The sequence below is a fragment of the Acidithiobacillus sp. genome, assembly GCF_049965315.1.
GTDB lineage: Bacteria > Pseudomonadota > Gammaproteobacteria > Acidithiobacillales > Acidithiobacillaceae > Acidithiobacillus_B.
Map to the genome: position 1 here is coordinate 1 of NZ_JBMFWL010000037.1, position 20,696 is coordinate 20,696.

Here is a 20,696-nt window from a genome sequence, read left to right on the forward strand (position 1 = left end):
CCCACCGACGGCGCAGCCAACCTCACCGGCTTCGGCCCCGGCTCCCACGCCTGGTCCGTCACCGTCACGCCTACCTACCAGGAGGACGGCTTCTTCGCCCGCGCCGAACTGTCCTACGTGGATGCGTCCATGCCCACCGGCTTTGGCTGGTCCGGCACCAGCGGCGTAGGCGGCACCCAGCTTCGGGGCATGGTGGAAGGCGGTTTCATGTTCTGAGCCCCGGGGGGCTCCGCCCCTTGGGATGCTTTCATCCTGTGCAAGAGGTGTCGTCATGAAATTAATCACAGCCATAGTCAAACCCTTCAAGCTGGACGATGTGCGCGAAGCGCTCTCGGCCATGGGGATCCAGGGCCTGACGGTGACCGAGGTCAAGGGCTTCGGTCGCCAGAAGGGGCACACCGAACTCTACCGGGGAGCGGAGTATGTGGTCGACTTCCTCCCCAAGGTCAAGATCGAGGCCGTGGTGGCCGACGAGGTCCTGGACCAGGCCATCGAGGCCATCGAAAAGGGCGCACGCACGGGCAAGATCGGCGACGGCAAGATCTTCGTCTCCGAGGTCACCGAGGCCGTCCGCATCCGTACCGGGGAAACCGGCGCAGAGGCGTTATGAACCATCGATTTACCGTAACAACCGCTCCTAAAACCACAAATCGGAGGAATCTCTCATGTCTGTAGCCTGGCTCAACACCGGCGACAACGCCTGGCAGCTTACCGCTGCCACCGTCGTCGGTCTGCAAAGCATCCCCGGCCTCGTCGTCCTCTATGGCGGTATCGTCAAGAAGAAATGGGCCATCAACTCCGCCTTCATGGCCTTCTACGCCTTTGCCGCCGTTCTCATCGCCTGGATCCTCTGGGCCTATAACATGGGTTTCGGTACGGAATGGACATCCTTTGTGGGCATGCCCCACCCCATCGCCAGCATGGGCGACGAGCTGAAGCAGGCGTCCATCCCCACCTCCAGTACCCTGGCCAATTTCCCCATGGCGACCATGGTCTATTTCCAGTTCGTCTTTGCCGCCATCACCCTGGTGATCATGGCCGGGGCCTTCCTGGGGCGGATGAACTTCAAGGCGTGGATGCTCTTCGTGCCCCTGTGGCTGACCTTCTCCTATACCATCGGCGCCTTCAGCCTGTGGGGCGGCGGCTGGCTCTCCACCCTGGGGGTCATCGACTATTCGGGCGGCTACGTCATCCATCTCTCGGCGGGCATTGCCGGATTCATCGGCGCCGCCATGATCGGCCCGCGCCTCAAGCGCGACCGGGAGAGCTTCCAGCCCAACAACGTGCTGATGATGCTGGTGGGAGCGGGCATCCTCTGGCTCGGCTGGAACGGGTTCAACGGCGGCGACCCCTATGCGGCCAGCCGTGACGCCGGGGCGGCGGTGCTCAACACCAATGTTGCCACGGCCATGAGCGTCCTGACCTGGACGGTGATGGATATCTTCTACTTCAAAAAGCCATCGGTGATCGGTGCCGTGCAGGGCATGATCACGGGGCTGGTGGCCATCACCCCGGCGGCGGGCGTGGTGGATGGCTATGGGGCCCTCCTCATCGGCCTGGCCTCGGGCATCATTCCCTGGCTGAGCATGAACATCATGGGCAAGAAGCTGGCCCTCTTCCGCAAGGTGGACGACACCCTGGGCGTCTTTCACACCCATGCCGTGGCCGGCCTCCTGGGCGGCGTCCTCACCGGCGTCCTGGCCACCAAGGCGGGCTGCGTGGCCTACGGGCTGAGCAATCCCGGCGGCGGCATCGACGGCAACTGGCACCAGGTGGTTCTGCAGCTCTATGGTGCGGGCTTCATCATCGCCCTCAACATCGTGGTGACCTTCATCCTCCTCAAGCTCATCAGCCTGGTCGTGCCCCTGCGCATGTCCGAAGAAGAGCTCCTGGTGGGCGACGACGCCGTCCATGGCGAAGAAGCCTACGCCCTCTACGGCGACGGAGAACGTCAGCCGGTTTTGGGGGACTGAAACCCCGTAGCACCGACACGGCGGGCCCCGCCCGCCGTGTCACCTCCCTCCGGACGGAAAATCTGCGCCACGCGCCGAGGTGCCGTTATGTATGATCTTGTCCCGTCCTCCGAAGTGAGTCCATTCATGATCCCTGCTCCCTTGTTGGAGCGCCTGCAGGCGCTGATCCGACAGTACGATTTTTCGGCCTTTTTCGTGGCAGCGGCGGCCCTGGCCGCGGAGAGTCTGGGCGCCGATGGCGCCGCCTTCATCGTCCATGAGGGCCGCTGCCTGCGTTATCTGTTCTTCCATGGCCTGCCCGCCAGCTATGAATCCTTGTCGCAGCATGTCTTTGCCGACGACGCGGGCATCAGCGGCGCGGCCTTGCGCCGGGACACCGCCATCTATACCCCGGACTATCCCCACAGCATTTGGGCCATGCCCGAGTATGTGGCCACCGGCCTCCTGGGCAGCCTCGCCATCCCGGTGCATGGCCCCGACGGCTGCAGTGGCATCCTTGCCGTTTCCTGGTTCCGCGCCGCCCCCGCCCAACTCCCCGACAGCGATCTGCATCTGGCCCAACTCTTGGCCGACATGCTCGGCGCCGCCTGGTATCGGATGGGGATCGAGCAGCACCTGGAGCGGATCGCCGCTTGCGATGTCCTCACCGGCGTCCCTAACCGTTACCAGCTCGAAGAGCGCATCGCCGCCGCCTGCGCCCGGGCGCAACGCAACGAGCGCATGCTGGCCGTCATCCTGCTCGATCTGGATGGTTTCAAAGGGGTCAATGACACCATGGGGCACCAGGCGGGGGATCGCCTCCTGCGGGAGATCGTCAGCCGGCTCCAGGACGTCATGCGCTCGGGTGACACCCTGGTGCGCTATGCCGGCGACGAGTTCGTTCTCCTCGTCGAGAACCTGCGCCGCTTGCGCGATCTGGAAGAGCTCATGACCCGCATCATGACGGCCTTGAACATCCGCATGGGCGTGAATGAGCAGCGCATCGGCATTACCGTCAGCGCCGGGGTCAGCGTTTATCCCCTGGACGACGCCGCTCCCGCGGAACTGCTCCATCACGCCGATCAGGCGCTCTACCGGGCCAAGAGCGAGGGCGGCAATGGCTGGCGAAGCTACGATCAAGGCGAGGACCAGCGCGTCCGGGCGCGGCAATGGCTGCGCGGCGAGCTGGATCGCGCCCTGCAAGAGTCGGAATTCGTCCTCTACTGGCAGCCCATCATCTCCCTGCGCACGGGCCGCTGCGTGGGGGCCGAGGCGCTGTTGCGCTGGCAACACCCCAGCCGCGGACTGCTCCTGCCCGGCGCCTTTCTGGACGTGGCCGAGGATTCCCCCATCATGCAGCGCATCGGTCAGTGGGTGATGAAGACCGCCTGCGGCCAAGGAGAAATCTGGCACGCCGCGGGCATGGAGTTGGACATCCACATCAACCTCGCGGCCCGCCAGGTGGAAAACCACCGCCTCTGCGACGATCTGCGCCGTACCCTGTGCGCCTGTCCCGGTCTCCCGCCCGCAAAGCTTTGCCTGGAACTGGTGGAGCGCATCGCCTTGCGGGATATCCAGAAAACGGCCCGGCTCATTGCCGATTGCCGGAGCATGGGGGTGCATTTTGCCCTGGATGACTTCGGTACCGGCCCGGCGGCCTTGCAATATCTGCTGGAGCTGGATTGCAACCAGATCAAGATCGACCACAGCTTCGTCATCCCCATGGCGCGCAGCCGCCGTCATGCGCAACTGGTGCAGGCCATGATCCAGATGGCCCACGCCCTGGGCGTGATCGTCACCGCCGAGGGCATCGAGGACGATGAGAGCAGGCGGATGTTGCGCGACATGGCCGCCGAGCAGGGTCAGGGCTTTGGCATCGCCAGACCGATGCCGCCCGGCGATTTCGACGCCTATCTGCGGGCGCCGCCCAGGCCCATCTGACCCCTCGCGCCCTTTGGCGCGCTGCCGATCAGCGCTGGCCGGCCCATGCCGGATGATGGATCGGCGTAATAGCGAACTTCGCCCACCACGGCCAACTTGTTTCAAGGAGCACCAGTGAAAGTACCAAACAATGACCAGGATGATCTCCAATACCTGTCCAAATTCATGGTTGGCCTGCAACAGGACCAGGAGCGCTTGCGCGACATACAGGCCAAATACGATCATTTGACCTTGCTGGGGCAAATGTTGAGCGCGGGCACCGACATTACCAGCATGCGCACCGACTTCAACGCCCTGGCCGGAATCCTGCTCGGTCAATTGGCCAGCGAATTGCACAACAAGGCCATACTCAACCTGAAATCGACGGCCCGGATCGCCATAGACATCCTCATCCGCAACCTTTTTGAGCGCACCGCGGATATCGGTTTTCTCGCCACTGACAGCGATATCTGCGACTACGCGCAAGCCTGCGAGGCGGATCCCCTGGCCGCCGGCGCGGATGGTCCGCGGCGCGCCGCCCTGCAGGCGCGTTTCCGGGAATATGCGCGCAAATATTCCGTATATCACGATATCATCCTGCTCGCGCCGGATGGAAACATTCTGCTGCGCCTCGATGACGCCGGCGGTGGAACCCGTTCGAGCGATCCCCTGATTGCCGCATCGCTTAGCACTGCCGATGCCTATGTCGAGACATTCCGCCCCACCGATCTCCTGCCTGGAGAGGATTCTCCGCTGATTTATTCTTACCGGGTGATGGCCAAGGACGGGAGCCGGCCCATCGGCGTATTGTGCTTATGCTTCCGCTTCCAGGACGAGTGCCAGCGGATATTCAGAAGCCTTGTCACCGCATCCGACTGGACCGTGGTGACCATTCTCGATGCCGAGGGACGAGTCATCGCGAGCAGCGATGTCTACCAGTTTCCGGTTGGCGCAAGGATAGCGCAGGTGAAGGATGACGGGTGCCGCGTTACCCGTTTCGCCGGCCGCGAATATCTGGCGACGACGCAACAGACCCAGGGCTATCAGGGTTATATGGGACCGGGCTGGCAGGGCCATAGCTTGGCGCCGTTGAATCATGCCTTCGAGATGGCCATCGCCCATGAAATCGCCCAGGTTCCGGAAGCGATCCTGGCCGGCGTGCTGGAGACCGCGAGCCTGTTTTCCCCCGATCTCAGGGCCATTCCCCTGCGCGCCGCCAGCATTCAACGGGAGCTCAACCGGGCGGTGTGGAATGGCAACGTCTGGCTCTCCCGGGACAGCCATGCCCTCAATACCTCCTTCGCCAAGGTGCTGCTGCGGGAGATCGGCAATACGGGCGTCCATACCCTGGATGTCTTCAGCCAATCCACCACCAACCTGTACAAGACGGTGGTATCGTCGGTTCTGTATAACTGTTCGCTACAGGCCGCCCTGGCCATCGACATCATGGATCGCAATTTGTATGAGCGGGCCAACGATTGCCGTTGGTGGGCCCTGACCAGCGCCTTCCGGGAAGCCCTGGACCAGCCGGAGGAGATGCAGGAAGAGCAGCGGCAGCGACTCGGAGCGATCCTGACCGGCATCAACCGCCTCTACACGGTTTACCATAATCTGATGATCTTTGATCGCGCAGCGAAAGTCGTCGCGGTGTCCAATCAGGCCTATAGCAATACGCTGGGGACGACGCTGCAAGCGGCCTGGGTGATGCCCACCCTCGGCCTTGGCGATAGCCAAGGGTACTGTGTGTCCGCCTTCGAGCCCAGCGAGTTGTATGGCGGCCGCCACAGCTATATCTATGCCGCCGCCATACCCGCGCTGAATGGCACCGGCACGGCCGTTGGCGGCGTGGCCATCGTCTTTGATTCCGCCCCCCAATTGCGGGCGATGCTCCTCGACGCATTGCCGCGGAATCGGGATGGATCCTTCGTGGAAGGGGCCTTCGCCGTCTTTGCGGAACGCAATGGCCATATCATCGCCAGCAGCGACGCAAGCATTGCGCCGGGAACGACGTTGGCGATAGGGCGCGAGTTCTTCGACCTGGGCGCCGGCGAGGGGTATGCCAATATCATCGAATTCAACGGCAGATATTATGGCGTCGGCTCGCGCATGTCTTCGGGGTACAGGGAATACAAGGGCGGGGTGGATGCCTATCGCAATGACGTCGTCGCGCTGGTGCTGGTGCCCCTCTCCAGGCAGGTGAGCCGGCGTGATCTGCTGGGCGGGGCGCAGCGTCAAGTGCATAACGATTATTCTCCCTATCGACCGACCGGCGATGACGTCGCAGAAATAGCGAGCTTCCATGTGGGTGACGGCTGGTACGGCATCCGCCTGGAATATGAGATCGAGGCCATCGATGAACAGCCCATAACCAGGATTCCCGAGGCGCCGGCCTGGATACACGGCTGCATCGTCCATCACGACCAGGTCGTTCCCGTCATTGATCTCGCGTCCTTCCTTCCCGGCGCTGTGGCACCGGCGGGTCAGCGGCAGATCGTGGTCATCAGGGTGCCTGGAAAGCAGATGTGCTTTGGGTTTATCGTAGACGAACTGGGAGACACGCGGGAGATCTCCCTGTCCCATCTGGAAGCGGTGCCGACCTCCGTGGGGGGTGCCACCGCCCTGATCGAAAGCCTCGTCAAGCCCCAGGGGGAGGATCCGGACCAGCGGATACTGATGATCTTGTCGGTGCAGCAGCTCATGGAGCGCCTCTCGCTCCTGGAGGGTACGGTGCAAAGCGCCGTTTTGCCGTAATGGATCTAACGGCTATGCCCCGGTGCATCCCGTCATCATGAAACGGGTTTCCCCACTGCGCCTACACAATTTTATCGTGAACAGCAGGTCGTCATTTTTTGTTAAAAGCGCCAGTGGGCGGATCTACCAATAGGATGAACAGGGGATTCCGATGAGCGATATTCTGGTTTTGCAGCACCATCCCGAGGAAGGGCCGGGTTTTTTGGCGGAAATGCTCCTGGAAAGGGGCCATCGTCCCGTCATTCATCGGCTCGATCTCGGGGCGGCCGTACCCCAGAACGGCAAGGGCTATGCCGGCCTGGTCATCATGGGCGGGCCCATGAGCGTCAACGACGAAGATCGCCACCCCTGGCTCGTGGAGGAAATGCGCCTGATCCGTGGGGCCGTGGAGGCGGGGCAGCCCACCTTGGGGCATTGCCTGGGGGGGCAACTCATCGCCAAGGCCATGGGCGGCCGGGTCTTCGCCAACCCGGCCGGGCCGGAAATCGGCTGGTTCCCGGTGACCAAGACCGCTGCCGGACAGGACAGTGCCTGGCTGCAAGGATTGCCGGAATCCTTCCCCATTTTCCATTGGCACGGGGAGACCTTCGCGCCGCCCGAGGGCAGCACCCCGCTCCTGTCCAGCGCCCTGTGCGCCCATCAGGCCTTCGCCATCGGCCAGCATTGCCTGGCCCTCCAGGGCCATCCGGAGGTGACCGCCGCCATCGTCCGGGCATGGACCGAGGCCATGGCGGACGACCTGCAGCGGCCGGCCCCCGGCGTGCAACCGGCGGCGGAGATCACCCGGGATCTGGCCCAAAGGTGCGCCGATTTGGCGGCCATGGCGCGCGTATTATATGCCCCGTGGCTGGAGCTGCTGCGGTGAAACGCGGGTTCTTGCGAGCTATGCGCAATGGCTTCCGGCCGGGACGGAGAATTATGCGGATAGCGGGCGGATCACCACACCTTTCCCTGGACCTCAGCCCGGCAAGACCGTTTTCTTCTTCATCGGCGCCCAGCGCTCCTTGAGCCCCTCGAAGAAGACATAAAAGGCCGGCGTTACGTAGAGGGTGAGGAACTGCGAGACGATGATGCCCCCCGCCACGGCGATGCCCAGGGGGGTGCGCGACTCGGAGCCCGTGCCGAAGCCGATGGCGATGGGGAGGATGCCGAGGACGGCGGCGAGGTTGGTCATCATGATGGGGCGAAAGCGGGTCACGCAGGCATCGACAATGGCATCCAGGGCGCTGGCCCCTTCGCGGCGGCGGGCGATGGCGAAGTCGATCATGATGATGCCATTCTTCTTCACCAGCCCCACCAGCATGATGATGCCCACGAAGCTGAAGAGATCCAGCTCCTTGTGAAAGATCCACAGCGCCAGCAGGGCGCCGAAACCGGCCAGGGGCAGGGCGGTGAGGATGGTGAGGGGGTGGATGAAGTCCTCGTAGAGGATGGCGAGGATGGCGTAGATGAGGGCCACGGTGGCGAGCAGCAGCAGCGGCAGGCTGGAATTGGACTGTTGGAAGGCGGCCGCCGTACCGCCGAAATCCCCCTGCACCGTGGGGGGCAGGATCTTTTGCGCCGTCGCCTGCACGGCGCTGGTGGCCTGGCCGATGGAAAGCCCCGGGGCCAGATTGAAGGAGAGGGTAACGCTGGGCAGCAGGTTGTAATGGCTGATGCTCAGGGGGCCCACCCCATAAGAGAACTGCGCCAGGGCCGCCAGGGGCACGAGGCCGGTGCTGCCCGGCACGGTGATGGCCGACAGTGCGCCGATATTTTGCTGAAACTGCCGGGCGAGGTCGAGGATCACTTCGTATTGGTTGGTGGCGGCATAGATGGTCCCCACCTGCGTCCCGCCAAAGGCGAAGTTCAAGGCCTGCTCGATGGCCTGGGGGGTTACCCCCAGGGCCTGGGCGCGCTGGTGGAGGATCTTCACCTCGATCTCGGGGTTGGCCAGTTGCAGGTCGCTGTTCACGTTCTGCAGGCCGGGGATGCGCCGCAGGGCCGCCTCCAGGCGGGGCGCGACGCTGTCCAGGGTCTCCTGATCCTCTCCCTGGAGGACATACTGATAGCGGGACTGGGAGGATACGGGCCCCATCTGGATGGCGGGGGGCAATTGGAAACTGGCCTCGACGCCGGGGAAGCGGGCGACGAGGCGGCGCAACTGCTGAATCACCTCTTCCCCGGCGGGCCGCTCCCCGCTGGGCTTCAGGCGGATGATGAGGCGGCCGCTGTTGGCCGAGCCGAAGGCCCCGGCGCCCTGGCCGGCGCTGGAGATGACCGAGTCCACCGCGGCATTGTGGGTGATGGCGCCGGCAATGGCCTCCTGGGTCCGGGACAGATCGCCAAAGCTGATGCCCTGGGGGTACTGGAGATTGCCGCTGATGATGCCGCTGTCCTCACTGGGGATGAAGCCCTTGGGCAGGATCACGAAGAGGGCGATCATGGCCACGAAACTCAGCAAGGCACCCAGGTAGATCCAGCCGCGCCGCCCCAGGGCCGCGCGCAGGCTGCGCCCATACCAGTCGCGCAGGCGGGCGAAGCCGCGCTCGAAGGCCGTAGGGTCGGCCACGCGCACCCGCAGATAGCGGGCGCAGAGCATGGGGGTGAGGCTGAGGGAGATGGCGCCGGAGAGCAGGATCACCACGGCGATGGTCACCCCGAACTCGCGGAAGAGCCGGCCGACGATGCCGCCCATGACGAGGAAGGGCAAAAAGACCACGGCCAAGGAGAGGGTCATGGCCAAGACCGTGAAGCCGATCTCGCGGCTGCCATGGAGGGCGGCGGTGAAGGGCGCTTCGCCATGTTCCTCGTGACGGGCGATGTTTTCGAGCATGACCACGGCGTCATCCACCACGAAACCCACCGAGAGGGTGAGGGCGAGGAGGGTGAGGGTGTTGAGGGTATAGCCGAACTCCATCATGAGCGCAAAGGTGCCGAGGATGGAGGTCGGAATGGCCAGGGCGCCGATGAGGGTGGGGCTCTTGCGCGCGAGAAAGAGCCACAGCACCCCGGCCACCAGCAGCGACGCGAGCAGGAGGGTGAGTTCCACCTCTTCCACCGCCGCGCGGATGTAGTCGGCCTTGTCGTAGACCACCCGCATCTGCGCCCCGCCGGGCAGGCTCGCCTGCAGGCGCGGCAGATCCCGGGCAATGGCGCTGGAGATGGCCACCGTATCGGCATCGGGCTGGCGCACCACGGCGAGGACGATGGCCCGGTCGCGGCCGAGCCAGGTGGCGATCTGGTCGTTGTCCACGCCGTTGCTGACCTCGGCAATGGCATTCAGGGGCACCACCGCGCCGTTGGCGAAGTTCAGCGGCATGTCCTGAAAGGCCGCCGCGTCATTGAGCTGGCCATGGACATTCACGGCGAAATTGCGGACCTCGCCGAGGAGATTGCCCTGGGGCAGGTTGACATTGTGGCTGGCAATGGCCTGGGAGAGGCCCTGCAGGGAGATGCCCCGCGCCTGCATGGCGTAGGGATTGGCGTGGATGCGCACGGCATAGTTTTGCTCGCCGAAGACCTGTACCTGGGCCACGCCGGGGATGCCGGAGATGGCCGGCACCAGGCGGTCCACCGCATACTGGTTGAGGCGGTAGATGGGCATGGTGGGAGCGGATACGGCAATGAATTCGATGGGTGCCGCCGACGGGTTGAGCTGCTTCACGAAAGGCAGGCTGGGCATGCCCGGCGGCAGGAGATGGGCGGCCTGGGTGACGGCATTTTGCACATTCTGGGTGGCGACGTTGATGTCCTGGGAGAGGTCGAACTGCAGGACGACGCGGGTCGAGCCGCTGCTGCTCACCGAGCTCATCGCGCTCAGGCCCGGGATGGCTGAAAACTGTTTCTCCAGGGGCGTGGCCACGGCGCTGGCCATGGTCTGGGGGCTCGCGCCGGGGAGGCTGGCGGCCACCATGACGGTGGGGAAATCGACGCTGGGCAGCAACGCCACGGGCAGGCGCAGGAAGGCGAAAATGCCGAAGACCATCAAGCCCGCCACCAGGATCACGGTCATCACCGGGCGGCGGATGAACGGGGCCGAAAGATTCACGGTTGCGCCTCCGGCGCCGGCTGGGGGCCTTTGCGCGTCTTGGCAGCGGCCGGCGCCACCTTGACCGGAGCCCCCGGGTAGACGCGGGTGGGGACGGGATAAATGATCGGAGTGGCGGGGGACAATCCCTGCACCACGGCGCTGCCGGTTTCTTCCCAGAGTACGTCCACCGGTCGGGTTTCGGCCTTGCCGGCCGCCACGACATAGACATAGGCCCCCTTGGGCCCTTGCTGGATGGCCCCCACGGGCAGAACGGGGGCGACCGCCAGATGCTGCACCGGCATCTGCACCAAGACATACTGGCCCGGCCAGAGGGCCAGTTGGGCATTGGCCGCGCTGGCCTGCAGGGCCACCGTCCCAGTGCCGGCCCCCACGGTGTTGTCCACAAAGATCAGCCGCGCGCGGTCGATCTGCTGCCGGCTGCTTTCGTCCAGCACCGGGAGGGGTGCCGCTGTTGCCTGGGCCGCCCGTGCCGCGTCCAGGAGGTTCTGGGGCACGCTGAAATTGATGGCGATGGGTTGGATCTGATTGATGGTGGTCAAGACCGTCTGATTGGCCACCACCAGATTGCCGGCCTTGACTTGGGCCTGGCCGATGCGCCCGCTGATGGGCGCGGTGATGCGCGTATAGGACAGGTTCAGCGCCGCCTGCTGCACGGCGGCCCGATCCGCCTGCACCTGGGCTGCGGCGGCCTCGGCCTGGGAAACGGCCTGATCATAGCTCTGGCGGGTGATGAAGTCCTTGGCCACCAGCGGCCGGTCCTGGTCCACCAGCTTTTGGTTATAGCTGGCGGTGGCCAGGTCCGCGGCCACCTTGGCCTGGGCCTGGGCCAGGGCGGCGCGGGCCTGGTCGGGGCTGATGGTGAACAGGAGCTGGCCTTTGTGCACCACGCCGCCCGGCAGGAAATGGACGCCGCTGAGCATGCCCGAGGTCTGGGGAATGATCTGCGCCGTCTGCAGCGGCGTCACCGTCCCCAGAAAGCCCTCGTAATGGGTCATGGGGCGTGTCTGGATTACCACGGTCTGCACTGCCAGCGTCGGCGGCGCCTGCTTCGCCTTGTTTTGGCAGCCCGCCAGCAGCAGGCCGGCGAGGCCGAGCAGCGCGAGGGCCAGGGGGCTGCGCAGGGGGAAGCGGAGAAGGGTACTCATGGTTTGGCTGCTCCCAGGGGCATGCCCACCGCCTGCGTGAGTTGCGCGAGGGCGACATAGCTGGTGACGAGATTTTGAATGAGGGTATTGCGCGCCTGGGCCAGGGCGGCCTCGGCTTGTAGGACATCCTGAATGGTGGCTTGGCCGACCTTGTACTGAGCCTGCACCACCTCCAGGGCCTTGCGGGCGTTTTCCAGGCCGCTGCGGGCACCGGGATAGGCGGCCAGGGCCCCGCGAAAACTGTGGTAATCCTGCCAGACCGCCAGCATCGCCGTGTTGCGGCTGTTGGCCAGATTGGCCCTGGCTTGCTCTTCCTGTGCCCGGGCCTGGCGGATCTGGTAGTGGGTGTTGTAGCCGTTGAAGATCGGTACCGTCAGGGTGAAACCGACGGTCCAGGTGTCGGCGGGCCGAAAGCCGCCTTGAAAGAGGTAACCGTAATTGCTGCTTACCCCCAGGCTGGGCAGGCCGCTCGCCTGGGCGCTGCGTAGATTGGCCTGGGCTGCTGCGACTTGAGCCCGAGCCTCCTGCAGGGCCGGATTGGCGCGCAGGGCCGCCTGCATGAGATCCTCCGCCCCTTGCCCGGGGGCGGGGGGGGTGCGCGTGTCATCCAGGGGGGCGATGCGCAGGAGGGTATCGGGCGCCAGACCGCAGGCGTTGGCCAGCGCCCCCCGGCTGGCTGCCACCGTCTGCTCCTGGGCGGCCAGGGCCGACTGGGCCTGGGCCAGGGAAGCCCGCGCCTGATAGAGGGCACCAATGGTCGCTTGACCGGCACGGTACAGCAGTTCCGCGGCGTCCAGATTGTTCCGGCTTTCCGCCAGGGTCTTGCGATCCGCCTCCAGCAGGGCCTCGTTGCCCAGCAGTTGGTAATAGCTTTGGGCCACCGCAAAGGCCACCTGCTGGATGTCCTGATTCTGCGTGTAGCCAGCCACCCAGGTTTGGGCGCGGGCCGCGTCTACCTTGGCGGCCCGCAGGCCGAAGTCCCAGAGGGTGTAGCTCAGGCTCAGGTTGGGGTTGGCGCTGTTGCGCGCCGGCACCGTGAATCCCGCCGTGGAGGCCGCTTGGCGGCGGGTAAGATTGGTATTGAGGGAGAGGGTGGGCAGCCAGGCGCTCTCGGCCATGCCCAGGGCGGCGGCCTGGGCCTTGAGGCCCGCCCAGGCCGCCGCGGTTTGCGGATTGTGCTCCAGGGCGTAATTGCTGAGTTGCGCCAGGCTCCAGGTCTGTCCCTGCTCCTGCGCCGGCAGGCTTGCCGCCGCGGGGAGCGCCGGGAGTTGCGGATGGTGCTCCCACAGTCGGGCGGGGCCGGAGCCCACTTCATCGCCGGTGGCGAAGGGGTCCTCCACCCAGGCGCCGATGCCCGCATGGGCCGTTGCACACAAGCCCAGCCATGCCAGGGAAAAAATCACCGGGATTCCGTATCGCACCGCATCCTCCCACCTGCCATCGGGCAGGGCCTATTCTCAACGATCCCCGGTAGGGAGGAAAGACCATGCGGCGGGGTAAATTGTTACAAGTCGTTAATCCTGAGCACGGTCGTTGGCGGAGATATTTCCCCTTGCGAGTTCCGGGAGGCGGGCCGCCATTTTTACAACTATTCACAATTTAGCACTGGCGACGGGTCCCCTTTCGCAGTAGCTTGACAGACGTTCGGAGGGGATGGTCCCCTCCACAACAGAGGAGTAGCCGTCATGAATCTGAGCAAAACCACCTTTTCCCTGCTGCTGTTGGGCACCCTTGGCCTAGGCCTGGCCCCGGCCCTCGCCGCCGCTGCGCCGGCCCCCGCCACGGGACCCGGAATGATGGGTGCGGGGCCCACGGGTGCCGGTCCCATGGGCGGCGGTCCCCGCGCCATGCAAAAAGGCCGGTGGCTGAAGGAAGCCCCCGTTCCCATGCTCATGCCCATCGTCTTCCGCCACATGGCCGAACTGAATCTGAGCGCCGAACAGAAAAAGGCCCTGGAAGACTGGCGGACGCATCAGGTGGCCCAGGGGCAGAAATGGCGGGGTTCGATGCTGGAGCACAACCGCGCCCTGCGCGATGCCCTGCTCAAGGGCGAGACGGGCGAGGCCCTGGCGCCCCTCAAGGCGGCCGTCGACAAGGACCATCGGGAAATGCTGGAGCACGGCATCCGGCAGGTGGAGTTCCTGCACCATACCCTGACGCCGGAACAGTGGGAAAAGGTCACCACCCTCTACACGCAAATGGGTAGATAAATGGCCGAGGGTGGCAAGCTCCTGTTGGTCGACGACGACCCGCGCCTGCGCAACATGCTGGTGCGCTACCTCGAAGGCCAGGGCTTTGCCATCCACGCCGTCGGCGACGGCGTGCAGATGGACCGCCATTTGGAACGGGAACATTACGATTTGTTGCTCCTCGACGTGCTCATGCCCGGCGAGGACGGCTTTGCCATCTGCCGACGCCTGCGCGATGGCGGGTCCGGCCTCCCCATCATCATGCTCACCGCCCGCGGGGACCTCCCCGACCGGGTGAAAGGCCTGGAGGTGGGCGCCGACGATTATCTGCCCAAACCCTTCGAACCCCGGGAATTGGTCGCCCGCATCCGGGCCGTCCTGCGCCGGGCGGCGGAAAACGTCACGGTGGCGCCGGCACCCGGCAATATTGCCTTCGGTCCCTTCAACCTCGCCCTGGATACCCGGGTGCTCTGGCGCGGCGACCAGCGCCTGGCCTTGACGGACACCGAGTTTTCCCTGCTCCATGCCCTCGCCAGCCATCCCTGGCAACCCCTGTCCCGGGACCGCCTCCTCAATATGACCCATGATCAGGAAGAGATCCCCGGCCCGCGCGGCATCGATGTCTTTGTTTCGCGTCTGCGCCGGATCCTTGAGGAAGACCCCGCCCAACCGCGCTATCTGCAAACGGTCTGGGGTCGGGGTTATGTCTTCGTGCCCGATGGCGATGACCGGGAGCGGCCATGAGTCGCAAAATCCCCTGGCAATTGCCGAATCTACCATGAAAACTCCACGGCTATGGCCCGACACCCTCTTCATGCGCATGTTTCTGCTCATTGCCGGACTCCTGGTGCTGAGCCAGATTGCCGTGTACTGGTTTTTCAACATCTATCAGATCAATCCCCGGGCCGAGATGCTGGCCAGGCAGTGGGCGCAAACCCAGACCATCGTCGCCGCCCTCCAGCCCGCCCAAGTGGAAGCCCTGCGCGACCGCTTGCAGCAAGAGGGCATGACCTTGAGTCCAGCCGCTGCCGTTCGGGGGCATAGCCCCAAAATGGCCATTCTCCAAACCACCCTCGCCCGGATGCGGCAACTGCTGGGTCCCCAGGCCGAATTGCTGGTGGATTATCCCCATGGGCGTCTCTGGTTGCGCCTCAGCCCCGCATCTCCCCTGGCTGTGGGCGTGGCCCTTCCGGCGCCGGCCGCTTTGCCCCTCCCCTGGCTCAAACTGACGGCCATCGTCCTGCTCTCCCTCCTCGGCGCCTTCCTCACGGTCCGGCAGGTGGCGCGCCCCCTCACGCGCCTCATGAACAGCGTCGAGCGCATGGGCCGGGAAGATCCGCCCCCCACCGTGCCGGAAACCGGCCCCGCGGACGTGCGCCGACTGGCAACGCGCTTCAACCAGCTCCTGCGGGATCTCTATCAGCTCTGGAAAGAGCGCGAACTCGTTTTGGTGGGTGTTTCCCACGACCTGCGCACGCCGCTCACCCGCCTGCGCCTGGCGGCGGAGTTTTTGCCTTCCGACAGCGAGGCGCGCGGGGAGATCGTGGCCAATGTTCGCGAAATGGACGGGGTCATCGCCCAGTTCCTCGACTATGCCCGCAGTGGTCGCGAGGAGGATCTGGAACCCGGCGACCTCGCCCAACTCCTCCGGGAACTGGTCGAGCGTTATCACGACCAGACGGAGCTTACCCTGCACCTGCCCCGAGAGCCCCTGCCCACCGTTGCCTTCCAACCCATCGGCCTCGCCCGGGCCGTGCAAAACCTCATCGAAAACGCCTTGCGCCATGGCGCCGGTCCCATCGACATCCGCGCCGAACGGCGGCCCGGCGCGCTACTCGTCACCGTGCGCGATCATGGCCCCGGCATCCCCGAAGCCATCCTGCCGCGCATCCGCGCCCCCTTCGCCCAGGCCGGCCAGGGTGGCGGCATCGGTTTGGGGCTCGCCATCGTCGAACGCATCATCAGCCGCCACGGCGGCCATCTGTCCCTGCGCAATACTTCCGAGGGCGGCCTGGAAGCCACCCTGCACCTGCCCTGTCCGCGCCCATGAAGCCAAAAAACGGCAGAGAGGGCAGGGATTCTGCCGCAGCTTCTGCGCAACTCATTGTTCCAGGAAAGAAAACTCTGGACCAGCAGGCGCCGGGTGCCCCCGATGGGAGCGCGTCGCGGCTAAGGGGTATCTTTGGCGGTCCCGGCCGGGCATAGCTTACGCAGATTGGCTGCCTCTGCGGGGCTCAGTCGGTGCCATTTGATGTTGCCGCAGGAGCCGCTGATGGGTCCTTCCAGGGTGCCTTTTTGCACCACGGCGCCGCCTACGGGAAAATTGGGCACCGATTGGGTGGAGATGACGGGCGCCACGAGATGCATGGTGGCCGCAGGGGATTCCACCTTGGCCACTTTCGCCTGCTGATTGCGCCACCAAAAGGCCAGAACCCCCGCGGCAAGCAACAAGAACAGGGCCACCATCACCCAGCCCCAGCGCCGGCCTTGTGCCGCTCCTTCCATAGCCTAACCCCCTTGCGGATATGCTGCTGATATAACTCCACCATAGCAGAAAAGTCTCATGACCATGGATAGACGGCCGTCAGCGGAAGGGATGGAAATGTCGGCCCGTCAATCCCGGGGCAGAGGACTGGGCTCCCGGGCCGCGCCAAGGCCCCCATGCACCCAAGCGGCAAGGGTGTCGCCATGGGCGTAGAGATAAGGCACCACTTCCGGGTTCTGGCTGCGGAGTTCCGCGTAGATGCCGTCCGCCAATGGGCGCAGGGTGACCTGCACCTGGGAGCGATACTCGAATAGCTTCTGGAAGAGGGGATCCCAGGAGCGGATGGCACGATCATGGCCGAAGCGGCTTTTCATGTCCTGCGCATGGCGCTGCAAGACCAGGAGCAATCGGGGATCTTGGGTAGTCGTCCAAGTGCGGATCCCGTCCGGCAGACGCTCCGTCCGGCGCTGCAAGGCAGCATGGCGCTCCAGCAGCAGGTGATAATCCGCCTCGTGGCGGCGATGTTCCTCATCGTCGCCGCCCCGCCCGTACTTAAAGTCGTACCCTTTGGGTGCGGCCTTCATGGAAGCCCCTCTTTGCCGGGCCCGCCCGCCCGGATTTGGAGCGGTGGCCGCATCAGCCGATGCCCCCGGATCCGTCCGCGCGGATCGAAGCGTTATTCCACCTCCAGCGCCACGCGCCAGTTGGGGAACAACGTATCGGCATCGTGGGTAAAACTTTCGAAGGCGCGGGCAAATTCCCGGTGGGACTTGGCCCACTCCAGGGGATCCGCCTTGGCCTTCCAGCACTCGTAGGCCTGGCGCAAGGATTTGGCTCCTGCAGCCGGCCCGTCGATGTGGCCGTAACAACCGCCGCCGGCCGTCATGATGACATTGCCATGGCCCAGATTGTCGAAGAAACCCGGGACCCGCAGGGCGTTCATGCCCCCGGAGATGATGGGGGTGGTGGCCATCATGCCGTGCCAGTCCTGATGATAATAGGCGCCGTCGGCCTGATTGCGCTCGATCATGTAGGCAATGGCGCGATCATCCTTGCCCCCCTCCATCTTGCCGTAGCCCATGGTGCCCACATGGATGCCGGAGGCGCCCAGCAGGCGCGAGAGCTTGATATGCACGGAGGTCGGATAGCCGCGGGGATTGACCTCGGAGGTGATCGCTCCATGGCCGGCGCGATGGTAGTGCAGAAAGACGTTGGGGAAATGCCGACGCACCGTGGTCACGCCCGCAGGGCCGGCCACGAAGCCGTCCACCAGGAAGGCGATGTGATTGGCATCGTCACCGAAGGTTTCGAGGATATATTCGCCGCGCGCGATGATTTCCTGCGGATCGTCAGCGGTAATGTTCGCCGAGAACAGCTTCGCCTCGCCGGTGCTGTCCTGGGCGCGCTTCATGGCGTCCGCCAGCAAGGGCATGACCGTTTTCATGGAGCAGAAGGGCTGGTTCCCCTGGGGCTCGTCATTCTTGATGAAGTCCCCGCCCAGCCAGAAGGCATGGGCGGCATCGGCAAAGGGCTTGGGCCGCAGGCCCAGCTTGGGCTTGATGATGGTGCCCACCACGAAACCGCCATCCACATGGGACCGGCCCAGGATGCGCCAGAGGTTGGCAATGTTGACCGCCGGACCGTCAAAGAGCGTCAGCGCCACGGGCGGCACGTAAAAATCCAGCAGGCGCAACCCGATGATGTCCCCCATGCCCTGATTGTTCCCGATGACGAGGCTGGTGAATTGCGAGATCATCATGCGCCCGTCGGTAATGTTGCGGTCGAAAAGCTCCAGGGGGTAGGCCACCTTCATCAGCCCGCCTTCTTCGCCAAAGGCATGTTCGTCAATGGCGTAGACCAGGGCATCCACACCACGGGTAAAGTCGTCGGTGGTGCTCACCTCCACATTGGTCCCGGTGGATGACTCCGCCGCCACATGGGACGCCGTAGCGAGGAAGGGGTGGCCCGGCTTGGGCTTGAGGCGGTAGGCGCAGAGCACATGGCGACCCTTGGCGATCAGATCCGCTTCCTGGAGTTGAAGATTAGAGTAGCGCTGGGACTGGTCGTAAGCCATGAGATGCTCCTGATATCGAAATGATGGATGGTGCCGGGGCAGGCGCATGTACAACAGGCATGCCCGGTCCCTTTGGGACGGCATAATAGCACTATAATATGTTTTTTTCCATCGCTTGTTCCGGCTGGAGGGCGCAGGAGAATGCCCGGTGCGAGGGTGAAGGCCGTAAGTCGCTTGGGCAACCTACGGGCAGGCGATGGACAGCCCCTCGGCGACCGCCTATAATTTGCACCGTTGCGCGGTTAGCTCAGCTGGATAGAGCGTTGGCCTCCGAAGCCAAAGGTCACTGGTTCGAATCCAGTACCGCGCACCAATAAAAACAAGGCCCTAGGATACTATCTAGGGCCTTTTTCTTTGCCATCTTGAATTTCCGCGACACTAGTGCGACACTGAGCGCGAATGAAGCAGATGTTCAGGACTACTCGCGATGGCGACCGTTACCCCACGTAATGATGACCAAGGTATCCGGATTGGTTGGCAGGTTCGGGTTCGCAAGAAAGGCTACCCGCAGCAGGTCAAGACGTTTCGCACCAAGGCCGAGGCGGAGCGATGGGCGCGCACCATAGAGTCCGAAATGGATCGCGGAGCTTGGCTAGACAGATCAGAGGCGGAACGCACTACCATTGGCGAACTGCTTGACCGTTATGCAAGAGAAGTTCTGGCAGAGAGGAAGCACTGCACGCCGGAGTTGTCTCGCCTCAAGACGCTCAAGGAACATTTTGCATCGACCAGTGTTGCTCGGCTCGCGTCGAGCGCGATCGCAGAATTCCGCGATCGCAGACTAAAAGAGCAAGGGCGCGGCGGTAAGTCTGTATCAGGCCAAACAGTGAAGCATGAATTGGGGCTGCTCCACCGTGTGTTGAAGAAGGCGGAAAGGGAATGGGGGATCGCGCTTCCATTGGGTTTACCGACTGAAAAGGTCCAGGCTCCAAAACTTCCACAGGCCCGGGACCGCCGGCTGCAAGACGATGAAGGCGACCGCCTGCTGGATGAATGCGCCAAGGCCCAGAACCCTTGGTTGCGTCCCGTCGTCCTTTTTGCCATCGAGACCGCTATGCGCGCGGGCGAGATGTTACAGACCAAAGGAAAGACGGATGAGGAAAGCGGAGAGCGTCCCATTCAGACCACCGGCCTGCTCTGGAAGCACGTGGATCTGGACAAGCGCACGGCCTATCTCCCTGAGACGAAGAACGGCACGGCGCGTGCCGTACCCCTGTCCAGCGTCGCCATTGAGGTGTTGCGCGCCCTACCACACTCTGGGGATGGCCGCGTCTTTGGAACTACCTATGAAGCCATCCACCTGTCCTTCGCCCGCGCCTGCCGACGCGCGGGCATCCAGGATTTGCGCTTCCACGACCTACGCCATGAGGCCACCAGCCGGTTCTTCGAGAAGGGGCTAAATCCCATGCAGGTAGCGGCGATCACCGGGCACAAGACGCTCCAGATGTTGAAGCGCTATACTCACCTAAGGGCCGAGGACTTGGCGAAGATGCTGGGGTGAGGGATGCCAAACGGCTGGTTCAGACTGGAAGCGGACGTTGGTCATGCTGGGAGTGCCGATGGTTGGCGATAGGTGTTTCCCCGTGGTTTGTAAGGTCTGATGATCGCGCCTAGTTGGGATTGCCTGTCTGTAGGGGATTCAGTACATTACGGTCAGGGAGTCAAGGATCCACCAGACACAGTGATTCCAAATGTCTTATAGATTCGTCTGGATTATAGCCCTAAGAGGATGCTGAAAAAGTCGGTGGTATAATGGGCAGAACGAGGCTGGAGAGGTTCGAACGATGCGCGGAGCTAAGTTTCGGCGCGCCGAACTGCCCCTGTTTATTTCGCGTCTTGGGTGCATCCTAGCCCACCACTGAAAATATTTTCCGCAGCCCCTAAAGAAAATGATCGTATGTGTCGTTAAATATAAAGATATAACAAGGAAGAGATCTCTGTATGGCGTGTAGATTGCCTTGGCTCAAAGGCACTGCCCTGTGCGATCAACTGGATCCCGCCGAGGCTTCTGTATGGAGCAGTCGCCTTCTGGAAAGGCTGTCGAATCTAGCCGAGCCCTTGGTGGAGTTGTTACAAGCGGAAAAAGAGGATATGTGGATGGTAATGAAGGAGATACGATGATGAAAGGCGGGGAGCGCCCATGGGCA

The 20,696-nt window shown here is 63.9% G+C and carries 16 protein-coding genes and 1 tRNA gene; 11 read left to right on the top strand and 6 right to left on the bottom strand.

Annotated elements, in window-relative coordinates; all coding sequences use genetic code 11:
- From ACP5MM_RS08605 to ACP5MM_RS08630, 6 genes are all read left to right on the top strand, one after another.
- Positions 1–216, top strand: a 216-nt coding sequence (locus ACP5MM_RS08605) for an outer membrane beta-barrel protein (RefSeq protein ID WP_427934416.1), incomplete at its 5' end; no start/stop codon positions are given.
- 55 nt (positions 217–271) lie between these two features.
- Positions 272–610, top strand: coding sequence for a P-II family nitrogen regulator (gene glnK, locus ACP5MM_RS08610; RefSeq protein ID WP_123101167.1), 339 nt, complete (start codon positions 272–274; stop codon positions 608–610).
- 55 nt (positions 611–665) lie between these two features.
- On the top strand, positions 666–1,973 hold the full coding sequence (locus ACP5MM_RS08615) for an ammonium transporter (protein WP_427932189.1): 1,308 nt from the start codon (positions 666–668) through the stop codon (positions 1,971–1,973).
- 126 nt (positions 1,974–2,099) lie between these two features.
- Positions 2,100–3,893 carry a putative bifunctional diguanylate cyclase/phosphodiesterase gene (locus ACP5MM_RS08620; RefSeq protein ID WP_427934417.1) on the top strand — a complete coding sequence of 598 codons (1,794 nt, stop codon included), beginning with the start codon at positions 2,100–2,102 and terminating at the stop codon, positions 3,891–3,893.
- A 114-nt stretch (positions 3,894–4,007) separates the two neighbouring features.
- Entirely contained in the window at positions 4,008–6,623 is a 2,616-nt protein-coding gene (locus ACP5MM_RS08625; protein WP_427934418.1) for a chemotaxis protein CheW, read from the top strand.
- A 151-nt stretch (positions 6,624–6,774) separates the two neighbouring features.
- Positions 6,775–7,488 (top strand): type 1 glutamine amidotransferase, encoded by a 714-nt coding sequence (locus ACP5MM_RS08630; protein WP_427934419.1) that lies wholly within the window; start codon positions 6,775–6,777, stop codon positions 7,486–7,488.
- 93 nt (positions 7,489–7,581) lie between these two features.
- Here ACP5MM_RS08630 and ACP5MM_RS08635 read toward each other — a convergent pair whose 3' ends face one another.
- The 3 genes from ACP5MM_RS08635 to ACP5MM_RS08645 are packed head-to-tail and all read right to left on the bottom strand — an operon-like array spanning position 7,582 to position 13,222.
- Positions 7,582–10,653 carry an efflux RND transporter permease subunit gene (locus tag ACP5MM_RS08635; protein ID WP_427934420.1) on the bottom strand — a complete coding sequence of 1,024 codons (3,072 nt, stop codon included), beginning with the start codon at positions 10,651–10,653 and terminating at the stop codon, positions 7,582–7,584.
- The gene (locus ACP5MM_RS08640; RefSeq protein WP_427934421.1) at positions 10,650–11,801 is read right to left on the bottom strand and encodes an efflux RND transporter periplasmic adaptor subunit; all 1,152 of its coding nucleotides are present in this window, start codon (positions 11,799–11,801) and stop codon (positions 10,650–10,652) included. The genes ACP5MM_RS08635 and ACP5MM_RS08640 overlap by 4 nt, the downstream gene beginning before the upstream one ends.
- Positions 11,798–13,222 (bottom strand): TolC family protein, encoded by a 1,425-nt coding sequence (locus ACP5MM_RS08645; protein ID WP_427932199.1) that lies wholly within the window; start codon positions 13,220–13,222, stop codon positions 11,798–11,800. Before ACP5MM_RS08645 ends, ACP5MM_RS08640 begins: the two co-directional genes overlap by 4 nt.
- A 264-nt stretch (positions 13,223–13,486) precedes the next feature.
- Between ACP5MM_RS08645 and ACP5MM_RS08650 the strand changes: the two genes are divergently transcribed.
- Genes ACP5MM_RS08650 through ACP5MM_RS08660 form a run of 3 tightly spaced genes read left to right on the top strand, consistent with a single transcriptional unit; the run spans position 13,487 to position 16,040 of the window.
- On the top strand, positions 13,487–14,011 hold the full coding sequence (locus ACP5MM_RS08650; RefSeq protein WP_427932201.1) for a hypothetical protein: 525 nt from the start codon (positions 13,487–13,489) through the stop codon (positions 14,009–14,011).
- Positions 14,012–14,734: a response regulator gene (locus ACP5MM_RS08655; protein ID WP_427932203.1), complete on the top strand. Its 723-nt coding sequence runs from the start codon at positions 14,012–14,014 to the stop codon at positions 14,732–14,734.
- Positions 14,735–14,768: 34 nt separating this feature from the next.
- Entirely contained in the window at positions 14,769–16,040 is a 1,272-nt protein-coding gene (locus tag ACP5MM_RS08660; protein WP_427934422.1) for an ATP-binding protein, read from the top strand.
- Positions 16,041–16,159: 119 nt separating this feature from the next.
- Here ACP5MM_RS08660 and ACP5MM_RS08665 read toward each other — a convergent pair whose 3' ends face one another.
- The 3 genes from ACP5MM_RS08665 to ACP5MM_RS08675 form a co-directional block, all read right to left on the bottom strand.
- Complete coding sequence (locus ACP5MM_RS08665; RefSeq protein ID WP_427932207.1) at positions 16,160–16,495, bottom strand: hypothetical protein; 336 nt, start codon at positions 16,493–16,495, stop codon at positions 16,160–16,162.
- Positions 16,496–16,603: 108 nt separating this feature from the next.
- Positions 16,604–17,059 carry a hypothetical protein gene (locus tag ACP5MM_RS08670; RefSeq protein ID WP_427932209.1) on the bottom strand — a complete coding sequence of 152 codons (456 nt, stop codon included), beginning with the start codon at positions 17,057–17,059 and terminating at the stop codon, positions 16,604–16,606.
- A gap of 92 nt (positions 17,060–17,151) precedes the next feature.
- Positions 17,152–18,549, bottom strand: a complete 1,398-nt coding sequence (locus ACP5MM_RS08675; RefSeq protein ID WP_427932211.1) for a ribulose-bisphosphate carboxylase — start codon at positions 18,547–18,549, stop codon at positions 17,152–17,154.
- A gap of 236 nt (positions 18,550–18,785) precedes the next feature.
- Here ACP5MM_RS08675 and ACP5MM_RS08680 point away from each other — a divergent pair.
- Positions 18,786–18,862: transfer RNA gene (locus ACP5MM_RS08680), tRNA-Arg, on the top strand.
- A gap of 114 nt (positions 18,863–18,976) precedes the next feature.
- Positions 18,977–20,050, top strand: a complete 1,074-nt coding sequence (locus ACP5MM_RS08685) for a site-specific integrase (protein WP_427934423.1) — start codon at positions 18,977–18,979, stop codon at positions 20,048–20,050.
- The last annotated feature ends 646 nt before the right edge of the window (positions 20,051–20,696 follow it).